The sequence below is a fragment of the Streptomyces sp. 3214.6 genome (assembly GCF_900129855.1).
Classification (GTDB): Bacteria; Actinomycetota; Actinomycetes; order Streptomycetales; family Streptomycetaceae; genus Streptomyces; species Streptomyces soliscabiei.
In genome coordinates, this window is record NZ_LT670819.1 from 9,344,445 (window position 1) to 9,358,187 (window position 13,743).

At 68.9% G+C, this 13,743-nt stretch carries 10 protein-coding genes; 4 read left to right on the forward strand and 6 right to left on the reverse strand.

Translation table 11 applies throughout. The features are described 5' to 3' along the window. Positions 1-365: 365 nt before the first annotated feature. From B5557_RS42245 to B5557_RS42260, 4 genes are all read right to left on the reverse strand, one after another. Complete coding sequence (locus B5557_RS42245; RefSeq protein WP_079664478.1) at positions 366-860, reverse strand: cupin domain-containing protein; 495 nt, start codon at positions 858-860, stop codon at positions 366-368. 127 nt (positions 861-987) lie between these two features. Then, entirely contained in the window at positions 988-2,526 is a 1,539-nt protein-coding gene (locus B5557_RS42250; RefSeq protein WP_079664479.1) for an MFS transporter, read from the reverse strand. A 14-nt stretch (positions 2,527-2,540) separates the two neighbouring features. Then, positions 2,541-3,440 carry an alpha/beta fold hydrolase gene (locus B5557_RS42255; RefSeq protein WP_231976173.1) on the reverse strand — a complete coding sequence of 300 codons (900 nt, stop codon included), beginning with the start codon at positions 3,438-3,440 and terminating at the stop codon, positions 2,541-2,543. A gap of 217 nt (positions 3,441-3,657) precedes the next feature. Continuing rightward, positions 3,658-4,128 (reverse strand): carboxymuconolactone decarboxylase family protein, encoded by a 471-nt coding sequence (locus tag B5557_RS42260; protein WP_079664481.1) that lies wholly within the window; start codon positions 4,126-4,128, stop codon positions 3,658-3,660. 218 nt (positions 4,129-4,346) lie between these two features. Here B5557_RS42260 and B5557_RS42265 point away from each other — a divergent pair, with 218 nt between their 5' ends. After that, on the forward strand, positions 4,347-5,297 hold the full coding sequence (locus B5557_RS42265; protein WP_079664482.1) for an alpha/beta hydrolase: 951 nt from the start codon (positions 4,347-4,349) through the stop codon (positions 5,295-5,297). Positions 5,298-5,375: 78 nt separating this feature from the next. After that, the gene (locus B5557_RS42270) at positions 5,376-6,095 is read left to right on the forward strand and encodes an alpha/beta fold hydrolase (RefSeq protein ID WP_079664483.1); all 720 of its coding nucleotides are present in this window, start codon (positions 5,376-5,378) and stop codon (positions 6,093-6,095) included. A 646-nt stretch (positions 6,096-6,741) separates the two neighbouring features. Here the strand turns inward: B5557_RS42270 and B5557_RS42280 are convergent. Continuing rightward, positions 6,742-7,803 carry a ferritin-like domain-containing protein gene (locus B5557_RS42280; RefSeq protein ID WP_079664484.1) on the reverse strand — a complete coding sequence of 354 codons (1,062 nt, stop codon included), beginning with the start codon at positions 7,801-7,803 and terminating at the stop codon, positions 6,742-6,744. A gap of 343 nt (positions 7,804-8,146) precedes the next feature. On the opposite strand from B5557_RS42280, the gene B5557_RS42285 reads away from it, so the two are divergent. Continuing rightward, a complete protein-coding gene (locus B5557_RS42285; protein WP_079664485.1) occupies positions 8,147-8,602 on the forward strand; it encodes a cupin domain-containing protein in 456 nt (151 codons plus the stop codon). A 360-nt stretch (positions 8,603-8,962) separates the two neighbouring features. Here the strand turns inward: B5557_RS42285 and B5557_RS42290 are convergent, their stop codons facing one another. Further along, positions 8,963-10,693 carry an FAD-binding protein gene (locus B5557_RS42290; RefSeq protein WP_079664486.1) on the reverse strand — a complete coding sequence of 577 codons (1,731 nt, stop codon included), beginning with the start codon at positions 10,691-10,693 and terminating at the stop codon, positions 8,963-8,965. A 217-nt stretch (positions 10,694-10,910) separates the two neighbouring features. Here B5557_RS42290 and B5557_RS42295 point away from each other — a divergent pair, with 217 nt between their 5' ends. Further along, a complete protein-coding gene (locus B5557_RS42295; protein ID WP_079664487.1) occupies positions 10,911-13,730 on the forward strand; it encodes a helix-turn-helix transcriptional regulator in 2,820 nt (939 codons plus the stop codon). Positions 13,731-13,743 lie beyond the last annotated feature (13 nt).

The following is a 13,743-nucleotide window of genomic DNA, read 5'->3' on the forward strand; positions in this document are numbered from 1 at the left end:
GCGTGGAGAAGAGGGGAATGCCGGCTGCGGAAAGGGTCGGTGTCGCACAGACGGCCGGCCGGCGGGCACGGGCGGCGACAGGTGCCGCCGCCCTGGTGGGGGCAACGTACGTTGAGCTACTGGGTCAACCTGTGGTGGTCCGAGTCGTGCTCGGCCCGGAGGGCGTCCGCTCAGCGGGCACGACGCCGACGAACGCAAGAACCCCGGACAGCGGCATATGGCGACACGGCGACCTGAACGATCCCCACCCCGTGGTCGCGGAGCCCGGAGACGGCCCTCGCAGCGATGAGCCGGCGGAACCTGTCACGACGACTCCCATCCGAACCTCTGTGAGAGGCTCGGGATCGAGGCCGCTGATCACGCTGCTACTCGACGAAGTACGAGTCGTGCCTGTCGAAGAACGCGGCACGCTCCTCCTCCGAGGCGTGCGCCAGCTGCGACACCTGCTCGAAGTACTCCTCACGTGGTGCGCCCGGTGTGAACAGCAGCAGCATGTCGGCCGGGGCGTCGGAGTCGTTTCGGAAGGCGTGCAGACCGCCCTGGGGCACATGCAGGAAATCACCCTTGCGCGTGTCGACCCACTGCACACCGTCGAACACACGCACCGTGCCGTCCAGGATGTAGAACGACTCCGAGATCCGCTTGTGGAAGTGCTTCTTGGGTCCGCCCGCCTTCGGCCTCATCTCCACCCGGTACAGGCCGAACTCACCCCGCGTGGTGTCAGTGGTCGCCAGATAGTGGGTGGCGTCCTTCCCGGTTCCGCTCTCGCCGATGGCCGGTGGTGTGGTGGCAGGCCGGTAGACGGCGCTGACCTCGCCGTCCTCTCCCCAGTACTTCTGCTCCGGATACGGGTACGACATGTCGCGATTCCTTTCCTGCGACGCACACGCGGTGAGGCGCCGGCGCGGGCCGCTGAAGAGCGGTCCTCTCAACAGTGAGACCGATGAACACCCATCGATGTGACACGGGGCGCCCCAGGACGAGACGTCAGTCGACGACGTGGTGATGGGCGAACCGGGACACCAGCGGGGGCTCCATCAGCCAGCCGTGCGCCCGCCCGCGCAGTGGATGACGGGCCGTGTCGGCCTTCCGCAGCGTGCCGAAGGCCACCAACGCGCCGATGGCCAACAGGCCCGCACACAGCGGCATGGCCCGGCTGAACGAGGCGCCGAAGGCGGCACCTGATCGGTAGGCGTCCGGCCCCATCCCCACCAGCAGCGGCAGCGCTGCCACGGAGACCAGGCCGGAGGCGCGGGCCGCGGCGTTGTTGATGCCGCTCGCCAGCCCGGCGTTCGCGGCCTCCACCGACGACAGCAGGGTGACGCTCAGCGGGGCGACCATGATGACCATGCCGGTGCCCATCACCATCAGCGCGGGCAGCACGTCGTGGAGGTAGGACGTGCCGGGGCCGACCCGCAGCATCATCAGCATGCCGGCCCCGCACACCAGCGGGCCGACGGTGAGGGGGATCCGCGGCCCCAGCCGTTGGGCGAGCATGCCGGAGTGGGACGAGAACAGCACCATCAGCACCGTATTGGGCAACATGGCCGCGCCGGCTGCCAGCGCCGAGTACCCGACGACGATCTGCAACTGCAGAGCGGTCAGGAAGAAGAACCCGCCCGTGCCCGCGTACACGCACAGCGTGATCAGGTTGACCGAGCGGAACTGGCGGGACGAGAAGATCGACAACGGCATCATCGGGTCGTTGCTGCGTCCCTCCACCACAAGGAACGCGAAGCCCGCCACGGCGCTTCCCACGGCCGCGGCCAGGACCACCGGTCCGCCGTCCCGGGCCTCGGTCAGTGCGTAGGTGGCCAGGGCGAGCGTCACAGCGCCCAGCACGGCGCCGGGGATGTCGAAGCCGAGCCGCCCTCTGCCACCGACGCCGACTGCGGGACTGTCCCGCCGGGGCGTGCCCACGGACTCCGGGACATGACGTAGCGCCACGGGCAGGCACAGAAGCGCCGGCACAGCGCTGAGCAGGAAGGTCCAGCGCCAGCCGGGGCCGTCCACCAGCCAACCGCCCACAAACGGCCCGAGGGCCGCGCCGATACCGCCGAATCCCGACCACAGGCCGATCGCCCGGGGCCGGTCGTCCGGGTGGAACGAGGCCTCGATGATCGCCAGTGAGCCGGGGGTGATCAGGGCGCCGCCGACGCCCTGCAGTGCTCGGGCGGTGATCAGCGTGGTGGTGTCGGGAGCCAGACCGCACAGCAGGGATGCCACCGCGAACCACACGATGCCCATCACGAAGAGGCGACGCCGTCCGAAACGGTCGCCCAGCGAGCCGCCCAACAGGATCAGCGCCGCCAGAGTGAGCATGTAGGCGTTCGCGGTCCACTGCAGAACGCCGAGGTCGGCGTCGAAGTCGGCGCCGATGTGCGGCAGCGCGACGTTGGTGACGGTCGAGCCGAGCATGACCACGCTGGATCCCAGAACGGTGGCCAGCAGGGTCCACCGGCCGCGCGCACTGGCGATACGGAGCGGACCCCGATCGTCCGGAGACGGAGACGGAGATGAAGTCATGTCGCGTCCTGGCGTCAGTGGGCGAAGCCGTCGCGTCCGGCGTGTTCCTGTCGCAGGGCGCGCACGTCACGCACGGCGGCTGCGAACGCCTCCGGGCGTTCCTGCGGGAGATTGTGACCGGCGTCCGGCACCTGCCGGTGCAACCGGGGACCGGTGAAGTGGTGAGCGCTTGACGAACCGTCCGTCGCCGGGAAGTTACCGTCGGCCAGGCCGTCGAGGGTGACGGTGGGAACCGTGATCGTAGGCAGTTCGGCGAGACGTCTCTCGAGATCCACGTACGCCTCGGCGCCCTGCGCGAAGCCGAGCCGGTGCCGGTACGAATGGATGACGACGTCGGTGTAGTCGGGGTTCCGGAAGGCCTCCGCGGCTCGGGCCAGGTCTTCTTCCTCGAACGGCCACCGGGGGGAGTTCCGCTTCCAGATCACCCGGGCGACCCCCGTGGGGTCGGCGGCCAGACCGGCCTCGCCCCGCTCGGTGAGAAAGTAGTAGAAGTACCAGAACCCGGCCTCCAGTTCGGGGGCCACGGGAGTCATCGCCGCGCCGATGTCCTGGATGAGATAGCTGTTGACCGATACCAGTCCCAGGATCCGCTCGGGCCACAGGGCCGCGGCGATGTTGGCGGCGCGTCCGCCCCAGTCGTATCCGGCCACGTAAGCCCGCTCGACGCCCAGAGCGTTCATGAGCGCGATGACGTCCGCTCCCAGGGCGGCCTGCTGACCCGAACGCGGTGACACTTCGGACAGGAACGCGGTAGGCCCGTGTCCCCGCAGGTAGGGGACGACGACCCGAAAACCGTCCTCGGCGAGCAGCGGGGCCACGTCGACGTAGCTGTGCACGTCGTAGGGGAAACCGTGCAGGAGCAGCACAGTGTCGCCGTCCGCGGGACCCGTCTCGTAGTAGGCGACCTCCAGCACGTCGGTTCTGACTCGTCGCAGAGGCGCGAGTGCGTGGCGATCTGGCATGAGAGTCCTCTGGATTCCGGTACGAGTGGGGGTGGCCACGGCTCGCCGCAGGCGCGCGGGGCACGAGGGCAACATCGGCGGCCGCTCGGCGCGCCGTCCGTCTCCTGGTCGAGGACCAGGACGACCAGGAGACGGACCGTGGGTGCCCGGTGCGCCCCGAGCGGACGTCTCAGCCGAACATGCCGGGCTTGTAACCGCCCGCGGGCTGCTGGTTGATGACATTGATGCGGTTGTAGGCGTTGATGACGGCGATCAGAGAGATCAGCGCGGCGAGCTGGTCCTCGTCGTAGTGCTTCGCGGCGTTCGCCCATGCCTCGTCCGACACACCGTTCGCGGCGTCCGCGGTGCGGGTGCCCTGCTCGGCCAGCTCCAGCGCCGCACGCTCGGCGTCGGTGAAGACGGTGGCCTCACGCCACGCGGCCACGAGGTTCAGACGCTGCTGGTCCTCGCCCGCGGCGATGGCGTCCTTGGTGTGCATGTCGGTGCAGAAACCGCAGCCGTTGATCTGGCTGGCACGGATGTTCACCAGCTCCACGGTGGCTGCCGGAAGTGCCGAGTGCACCACACTGGCGGCCGAGTTCAGGTGCTTCATGACCTTGCCCGCAAGGGCGTTGCCGAAGTAGTTGATACGTGCGTCCACGACGGGATCTCCTCGGATGTGGGACCGTTACAACGCACTGACCGGGACCGCCCTCGATCTGTGACAGCGTTCGCCGACTACGCCCCCGTGCACGGCACAGTCGTGCCGTAATTCGCCCGCCTCGGTCCCTATTTCTTGGTGTGTCACACATCGGCTCCTGGCCCTGTCTCATGGTGTGGAAGTCCTGTGAAACTCCACCATCTCTGAAGGAGCACACCGTGAGTGACACCATTCTCGAGCCCGCCGCGCAGGAGTTCGCCGACGCGACCGCCAAACCGCCGCTGCTGTACGAGCTCGGCGTCGACGGTGCCCGCAAGCTGCTCGATGACGTGCAGGCCCAGCCCATCGAGAAGCTCGACGTGGACGAGAAGTGGATCACCGTCCCCGCCCACGTGGGTGACGTGAGGGTGCGCATCGTCAAGCCTGTCGGCAGCAGCGGCGTGCTGCCCGTGATCCTGTACGTGCACGGCGGCGGCTGGATTCTGGGCAACGCCGGTACACACGACCGTCTGGTGCGCGAGCTGGCAGTGGGGGCGAAGGCGGCCCTGGTGTTCGTCGAATACGACCGTTCACCCGAGGCGAAGTACCCCGTCGCCATCGAGCAGGCCTACGCCACCGCCCAGTGGATCACCGCGAAGGGGAGCGAGGAATCCCTCGACGGGTCCCGCCTCGTCGTCGCCGGTGACTCCGTCGGCGGCAACATGACCGCGGCCCTCACCCACATGGCCAAGCAGCGCGGTGACGTGACCTTCCTGCACCAGTCGCTGTACTACCCCGTCACCGACGCGGCCCAGGACACCGAGAGTTACAAGACCTTCGCCCATGGACCGCACCTGACGGCGAAGGCCATGGAATGGTTCTGGGACGCCTACACCACCGACCCGGCCGAGCGCGCCCAGATCACCGCGTCCCCCCTGCGCGCCACACTGGAGGACCTCCAGGGTCTGCCGCCGGCGCTCGTCATCGTCGACGAGAACGACGTACTGCGTGACGAGGGTGAAGCGTACGCCCGCAAGCTCATCCAGGCCGGCGTGCCGACCACGAGCATCCGCTACAACGCCAGCCTGCACGACTTCATGATGCTGAACACGGTCCGCGGCACCCAGGCCTCGAGCGCGGCGATCGAGCAGGCCATCCACGTGCTGCGCAAGGCCCTGGGAACCAACTGACACCCGTCGGGCGGTGACGCCCCCGCGGCAGCCCAGGTGCGCCGCGCATGCTGCACCAGCAAAGGAAAGGCCACTCTCGTGAGTGCACTGAAACCAACCATCGTCCTCGTCCACGGCGCCTTCGCGGACTCCTCCAGCTGGAACGGCGTCGTCGAAAGGCTCCAGTCCCACGACTATCCGGTGGTGGCCGCCAGCAACCCGCTGCGCGGACTGGCCGGAGACGCCGATCACGTCAGGCAACTCGTGGCCTCCATCGACGGCCCGGTCGTCCTCGTCGGCCACTCCTACGGCGGGTCGGTCATCAGCAACGCCGCGACGGGACTGAACAACGTCAAGGCGCTCGTCTACGTCGCGGCCTTCCTGCCCGACGAGGGGGAGAGCGCGGTCACCCTGTCGGGCAAGTTCCCCGGCAGCACTCTCGGAGAGACGCTGCGCCCGGTACCGGTCACGCTGCCCGACGGAAGGCAGGTCGCGGATCTCTATATCGAGCAGAGCAAGTTTCACGACCAGTTCGCCGCCGACGTTCCCGACGACACGGCGGCGGTCATGGCCGCCATCCAACGTCCCGTGACCGATGCGGCGCTGGCTGAGGGCGCTTCAGCCCCTGCGTGGAAGGACCTTCCGGCGTGGGTTCTCGTGGCCACCGAGGACCGGAACATTCCGCCGCAGGTGCAGACCTTCATGGCTGAGCGTGCGAAGGCCACGTTCGTGAGCCTCAACGCCTCCCACGCGGTCAGTGTCTCGCATCCCGGTGATGTCGCCCGCCTGATCAACGAGGCGGCGCAGGCGACCGCCTGAGCGGACGGCTCCCTGAGTACGGCACTGTCGGGTGGTCGGTCGCGCATGCGATCGGCCACCTCGCCCGGCGAACGGGGATCAAACATGTGATCACCCTGTCGATCGTCGGCAGTGACGAGGTGGACTCGGGTATTACATGGGCAAACGCGCGCAGGAGGAACTGGTCCGCGACGGAGATCTGCCATGGACAGTGCTCCGCGCCACCCAGTTCTTCGAGTTTCCTGAGCCGCTGCTGGACAACCGGTCACCGGTGGTCCTGATGCCGAACATGCTGACTCGACCCGTTGCCGCCCGAGAGGTTGCAAAGAGGCTCGTCGACCACGTGACCGCGGGACTGGCTGAAGCGACAGCGTCGCCGGGATGCGCGGCGTCGTCCGCGCTGGTCCCGACCAGCGTGGCACCTCGTCCGGGCCGCGCTCCCGACGGAGCGTGCGCAGCGGCGCGTGAGACGGCGACTACGTTGCCGTACGCACCGGTGAACCGGGTGGCCGAGGTGTCCAGGAACAGATCGGCATCGTGAAGCGGCCGAGTGATGTGCGAGACGCCCGGCGAGCCCTGCGGCCGTTACGGAGTCCGGGAGCAGGCGCTCCATCGGATGCGGTTCGCCTGCTCCCGGAACGCGGCAGCAGTCAGATCTCTCAGCCTGTCAGGGCCGGGTTTCGACGTACTCGAATGTCGGGCCGGCCGTCGTGTCGTCTCCGTCGGGCATCGTCATCAGATTCTGTGCCTCCGACTTGAGTGCGTACATCGTGCCCGTTGCGGCTCCGAGCAGCTGCGGACTGCCGTTGAAAGCCTGTTCGAGTTGCTGGAGCAGTTGGCAGTACGTCCGGTTGAACTTCTCCTGAGCCTTCCGGATGGGGCTGCCCACGGGATGGTCTGCCAGCAGGGGGTTGGGGCGCATCGGCAGGACGCCGTCCGGGTCGATCGCGACGGTCTCACCCGTGGGTCCGGACTGCGGTGTGTCACCGCGCAGGTAGCGGCGTCCGAGCTTCAGTTCCTGGAACCGGTAGTAATGAGAAACCTCATCGCGGTCGGGATGGAAGATGTCTCGGTCGCCGTCCCAGACCTCGCCACGTGCCGTCCCCTCACCTTGTTCGACGATTTCCTCCAGGGCGGCGAGCGCTGAAGCGAGGTCCGTGACCGCGGTCAAGGTGCCGCCGGTATGGGCGAAGGGACCAGCTGTCACCTGGCGCGCCCCGTCACCGCAGAAGACTTCTGTCTCCCCGAGTTCAGCGCACAGGTGACGCAGCCCTTCTTCGATCGCGTCATAGAACTGACCGATCGTCTCGTAGTTGTCACCTTCCGGCGGAGCGCTGGGCGCCGCCGGCTGTTCAAGACGGAGGAACATCTCGAGTGCCTCCGCCCCGAACGGAACGAGCGACAATTGCAGGGAACGGTCGCCATGGGGGAGAGGGCGAGGATGACGCTGCAGCAGCTTCGCCGGATCCAGCTGAGGCTCCCCGCCGACCGCGTTGAGCAGATTCGCCGCCAGTGCCAGGTGGATCATCTCCTCGACGAAGACGCTGCCGACCGCTTGGGCGGCGTCCGGGTTGCTCTGCGGGTCGAGAGAGTAGAGAGCGCAGAGATAGGGCGGCAGGGTGGCGTGTTCCAGTTCGATCGCCCACTGAAGGTGCTCGCGAAGGCTGTCGAGCGTTTCGATCCGTGCTGCTGTTGCCTGGCTGACATGCGACACTTCGTCGTGATTCACGGGTTTCCCATTTCGGGTGCAGGGGGGATGGGCGTGATGCCGATGCTGCCCACTTGTGTCACCGGCTGGTCAGAACCGTCGAATGCCACTGTCTTCACGGCACACTTTCCTGGCAGCGGGAAGGACATCGCCGACCGACCGTTGGTTAAGACAGGGCAGACGTCCGTTCTGTGACATCACTGGGTCCCGGGAAGCCGTGACTTCGGCCCCGTTCCCAGCTGTCACAGATCTGTCGCGTCCCCGGTCATATGGAACAACGGGGTTAGCGACCAACTTTCACAACCATGTCTTCGGCTACTTCACAGCCCCACGACGTGGTGGACATCATGGAAGGTGCGAGACAATGTCGGATATCGGACACCATGGGCATGGGCATGGGCATGGGGATGGCAGCGAGGACGGGCCGAGTTGGACCAGGGCGGCGGAGCTGCTGCAGGATGCCGCGCCGATCACCGTTCCGGAGGGTGCCTCGGCCATGACCATTCATGTGCACTGGGAGCCTGGGGACCCGGGCACTCCGCCGCATCGTCACTCCGGCCCGGCGTTCGGGTACGTCACCAAGGGTGCGGTGCGTTTCGAGCTGGAGGGGGAGCCGGAGCGTGTCGTCGAGGCGGGCGGCACGTTCTGGGAGCCGGGCGGTGACGCGATTCATTACCAGGACGGCAACGCCCTGGCCGACGAGACGACCGAGTTCGTGGTCACCATGATGTGCGCGCCGGGCAAGCCCATGCTCGAACTCGTCGACGAAGAGGAACTCAAGCAGCGCGCCCACCTCCGGGCCCCGCGACCCACCGCCTGACCCAGCGCGCCCCTTCCCCGAACGGAACCCTCCGCCCGGGGAAGAGAGGGCGATGCGGCAGATCCTCTGGACGTCGAGTGCAGACGCGCCAACCACTTACGGCAGCACCGCCGTCGCCGAACCTGGCGACGGCGGTGCTGCTGTAGGTACGGCGAAATTGTTGGGCCGGTGAGAACCGGCCGGCGTCGCGCACGTGCCGCACATGCCGCACATGGTGCCCTCCACCCTGCGCGCCTTGCCCGCTACGGCCCGCTCCGCCCGATACATATGGGCCGCGCCACCGGCCGCCCGGCACCTGGTGCACGTCGGCACCAGTGAACTCGACGACATCCCCGATGGCGGCGGCCTCATGACCGGCTCTTATTCGAGCAACTCGGCATCGGCCGAGACGTCGTCCATCAGCTCAGCGATGTCGGTGGGGACGGGCGGGACGGGTTCGCGGCGCACCCCGGTCGTCGGGGACCACACCATGTTGACCTTCAGGTCCGGGTCGACATCGGGGTAGTCGGACCGGTTGTGACAGCCCCGCGTCTCCCGCCGTTCCAGGGCGCACTCAAGTGTCGCGCGAGCGGCGAGAACGGCGGACCTGAGGTCGTAGGCGTACGCGAGGTCCTGGAAGCCGCCGACGTCGATGTGCACACCCACGTCCGCCATGCGGGCCTCGATCTCGTCGAGTCCGGCGAGTCCGGCGGCGAGCCCGACCTCGTCCCGCACGACACCGGCGCGCTCCGTCATCAGGTGGCGCACCGACCGTTGCAACGCGCGGACGTTCTGGTCGCCGTCGGCGGCCAGAAGCCGGCTCACGTCCGCCTCCGCGGCGCGAATCGCTGCCGGCGACCGCTGCTGGCTGGTAAGCCTGGCCGAATACTCCGCGGCGGCCCGGCCGGCGATCCGGCCGTAGACGAGTAGTTCGATCAGCGAGTTCTCCTCCAACCGGTTCGCGCCGTGCAGACCACTGGCCGCCTCTCCGATCACGAAGAGCCCGTCGACATCCGTGCTGTGGTCCTCGGGCCGGACCCAGACGCCGCCCAGGGAGTACTGGGCAGTCGGCGCGACCTCGATCGGGTCGCGGGTGATGTCGAGCATCTGCAGGTCCAACAGGGCCTGGTGTACCCGCGGCAGTCGTGTCAGGACCGTCTCACGCGGCAGGTGGGACAGGTCGAGCCACACGCCGCCGGCCTGGGTGCCGCGTCCCTCCTTGATCTCGGTATAGGACGCCAGCGCGACTCTGTCCCGGCTGGAAAGCTCCATTCGCTCGGCGTCGTAGCGCGTCATGAAGCGCTCACCGAGGTTGTTGAGCAGGACCCCGCCCTCGCCGCGTGCCGCCTCGCTGACGAGCATGCCGGCCGCGTTCTCCGGCGTGATCAGCCCGGCGGGGTGGAACTGCACCAGCTCGGGGTCGCGCAACCGGGCACCGGCTTCGACGGCGAGGCGGAAGGAGTCGCCGGTGTTCTCGTGCCGACGTGAGGACGTACGCCGCCAGATGCGCGTGTGCCCTCCGGTAGCCAGGATCACCGAATCGGCGTGCACGAGGTAGCGCGAGCCATCGACGACGTCGAATCCGTAGGCACCGAACACCGCCCCGTCGTCGACCAGCAGCCGGGTGACGTACACGCCCGACAGGACGGGAATGGCGAGCTGCTTCGCGCGGTCGCGGAGCGCTCGCTGCACCTCCAGGCCGGTGTACTCGCCGGTGAACGCGGCGCGGCGGTACATGCGTTCGCCAAGCTGACGCGGGGCGGGCCCGCCGTCGCCCTGGCGGTCGAAACGCATGCCGTAGCGCCCCAGGTCATGCAATCCCTGTGCGGCGTAGTAGGCCACGACCTGGGCGGTGCGCGGGTCGGCCAACAGGTGGCCCTCATGCAACGTGTCAGCCGCATGCCGCCCCCACGTATCGCCAGGGCCAGGGATCACGGGCGCTCCCTCGGAACCACCCGTTGCCATGACAGTGTGGATATCGTCAGCCGGGCCTTTGAGTACCGCGACGACCGCGACACCGGCCTCGGCGACCTCGATGGCCGCCCGGAGGCCTGACTTGCCCGCCCCCACCACGAGGACGGACGTGGCGAGCTGGTGACCGAGCGAAGACATGGGACCTCCTGCGACAGGGGACAGACGACATCATGGGCAGTGGTCGACCGGGTAGTGGCACCGAGTGTGACAGCATCGGGGCTTTTCTCGACGTGGAGTCAATCACAGCAATCCGACACATGTGGCGGGGACCACCCCAGGTATCGTTGCAAGGATCGTTCCAAACAAACGTTGTGTATGCCTCCCGCCCCCGGATTCCTCGAAGGAGCCGCGTCGCATGATCGCCAGCCCCCTTCCCGACCTGGTCGGCCGGCATCGGGAGTGTGCGGTGCTCGACGACCTGCTGGTCGGCCTGCGCGAAGGTGGCTCCCGAGTCCTGGTGGTCCGCGGCGAAGCCGGCATCGGAAAGTCGGTGCTCCTCGAGTACGTGGCCGCGCAGGCGTCACGGGTGAAGGTGACCTGGGCGCGCGGCATCGAGGCCGACATGGAACTGCCGTACGCGAGCCTGCACCAACTGTGTGCGCCGTTCCTGGACGAGCTCGAAGAGCTACCGGGACCCCAGCGGGATGCCCTGCGCGTAGCGTTCGGGATGGCGGCCGGCGACCCGCCCGACCGCTTCCTGGTCGGCCTCGCCGTGCTTACCCTGCTCACCCGGGCCTCGGAGACCCGACCGGTGCTCGTCCTGGTCGACGACGCCCAGTGGCTGGACCAAGTGTCCCTGCAGACCCTGGAGTTCGTGGCCCGGCGACTCCTCGCCGAGGCGGTCGCGATGGCGTTCGCGGTACGCGACCCCGAGGGGCAGGCCGCACTCAGCGGTCTGCCGGCGCTACGGCTCGGCGGTCTCGACACCGCCGCGGCCGGAGAGCTCCTGGAAGCCGCCGTCGGTGGGCGGCTGGAGAAGCGGATCCGGGACCGGTTCGTGGCCGAGATGCACGGCAACCCGCTCGCGCTGCTCGAATTCTCCCGCGGCCGCAGCGCGGCGGAGCTGGCCTACGGCCTGGACTCGTCGCGTTCCCCGAGTCTCCAGGGGCCGGTGGTGAGCCGCGTCGAACGCGATTTCGCCAGCCGACTCGGTTCGCTCCCGCCGGAGACCCGGACACTGCTCCTGATCGCCGCGGCGGAGCCGGTGGGTGACGCGCGCCTATTGGTCCGCGCCGCCGCCTCTCTCAAGATCACTCCCCATGCCGCACCGGCCAAGGCGGCCGGTCTGATCGAGTTCGGTGAGTCCGTTCGGTTCCGGCACCCCCTGGTCCGTTCGGCGGTCTACCACGGAGCCGAGCCCGGAGAACGCCGAGCGGTGCACCGGGCACTGGCCGAGGCCACGGATCCGGTCCTGGACCCCGACCGGCGTGCCTGGCACGCCGCCCAGGCCGCCGACGGGCCGGACGAGGAGGTCGCCGCGGGGCTGGAGCAGGCCGCCGGCCGAGCGCGTCAGCGCGGCGGCATGGCCGCCGAGGCGGTACTTCTGGAGCGCGCGGCCGAGGTGACGCCGGACCCCTGGCAGCGGGGGCGCCGAGCCCTCGCTGCCGCCGAGGCGTACTTCTCGGCCGCCGCGCCCGACCGCGCCACGGAACTGGCGACGCTGGCTGAAATGTGTCCCCTCAGCCCCTTGGACCGCGCCCGCCTGGCGCGCCTGCGTGCCAGGATCCTCTTCGCCCGCCACCGCAGCGACGAGGCGGCACCTCTGCTCCTTGACGCCGCCGCACAGTTCGCTGCCGCCGACTCGCCACTGGCACGGGAGACCTACCTCGAGGCGATCAGCGCGACCATCTTCGCAGGCAGGCTCCACGGTCCGACGGGCGCCCGCGCCGCGGCGATCGCGGCCCGCGGGTCCGGGGCACCCTCCTCGGGCTCCGAGGCCGCCGACCTGCTCCTGGACGGTGTAGCCACGCTCCTCACAGGCGATTACGAGACCGGTGGAGCGGCGCTGCGCCGCGCGCTGGAACCTCTTGTACACGAGGACGTCGGCACCCGGGAGGCGACGATGCGTTGGCTTCTCCTGGCCCCGGTCGCACTGGAGGCGTTCATTCACTACGCCTGGGACCTGACCGCGTGGGACATGCTCGCGACTCGTGCGGTGCGCCTGGCTCGTGACATCGGAGCGCTCGGCGCGCTGCCACCGGCACTGGTCTACGCAGGCGGGGTGCACATCCACACCGGCGACTTCGCCGAGGCGGCCCGGATGATGGACGAAGCCGACGCGCTCGCCGCCGCGACGGGCCACGCCCCGCACAAATACGCGACGCTTGTTCTGTCTGGGTGGCGAGGCGACGAGGACGCTGCCATCAGCCTCATCGAAGACGCCAAGGCGACCGCCTCACTGCACGGCGAGGTGGGCCTCCTGGGCGTCTCGGGCTACGTCCAAGGCGTGCTGTTCAACGGCCTGGCGCGCTACGACCAGGCTCTGGTGGCCGCTCGCTCGGGCATCGACCACGACGGGTTCAACTTCACCGGCCTGTCGCTGGTCGAACACGTCGAGGCCGCGACCCGGTGCGGCGAGCTCGGCCAGGCCCGTGCCTCGCTTGCCCGGCTGGTCGAACTCACCCGCGCCGCCGATACCGGCTGGGCCCGTGGCGTCACCGCACGCAGCCATGCTCTCCTCACCGACGGGGACGAGGCCGATGGTCTGTACCGGATCGCGATCGAGGAGCTCGGCCGCGACCGCGTGGCCGTGAAGGTGGAGTTGGCACGCACCCACCTGCTGTACGGCGAGTGGCTGCGCCGGACACGCCGCCGTTCGCTGGCCCGAGAGCACCTTCGCACGGCGCACGAGATGTTCGACGGAATGCGGGCGAACGCGTTCGCCGAGCGGGCCCGCCGCGAGCTGATCGCCACCGGCGAGCACGTCCGGGCGCGGGAAACCAAGCCGGCGAGCGCCCTGACCCCACAGGAGTCGCAGATCGCGACTCTCGCCGCCCGCGGCATGACGAACGCGAAGATCGGCGCGGAGCTGTTCATCAGCCCACACACCGTGGAGTGGCACCTGCGGAAGGTGTACACGAAGCTCGGGATCAACTCACGGCGCGCGCTGCCGGCTGCCATCGCGAGCGCCCGGGCCACGGACACGACAGACGTGAGCGCGGCGCAAACCGGCTGAGGTCGCGGGCCCC

What these genes read in the sequence shown, in the direction of transcription:
- B5557_RS42245 (WP_079664478.1), bottom strand. Translation starts at nt 860, where the DNA reads ATGTCGTACCCGTATCCGGAGCAGAAGTACTGGGGAGAGGACGGCGAG.
- B5557_RS42250 (WP_079664479.1), bottom strand. Translation starts at nt 2,526, where the DNA reads ATGACTTCATCTCCGTCTCCGTCTCCGGACGATCGGGGTCCGCTCCGT.
- B5557_RS42285 (WP_079664485.1), top strand. Translation starts at nt 8,147, where the DNA reads ATGTCGGATATCGGACACCATGGGCATGGGCATGGGCATGGGGATGGC.
- B5557_RS42290 (WP_079664486.1), bottom strand. Translation starts at nt 10,693, where the DNA reads ATGTCTTCGCTCGGTCACCAGCTCGCCACGTCCGTCCTCGTGGTGGGG.
- B5557_RS42295 (WP_079664487.1), top strand. Translation starts at nt 10,911, where the DNA reads ATGATCGCCAGCCCCCTTCCCGACCTGGTCGGCCGGCATCGGGAGTGT.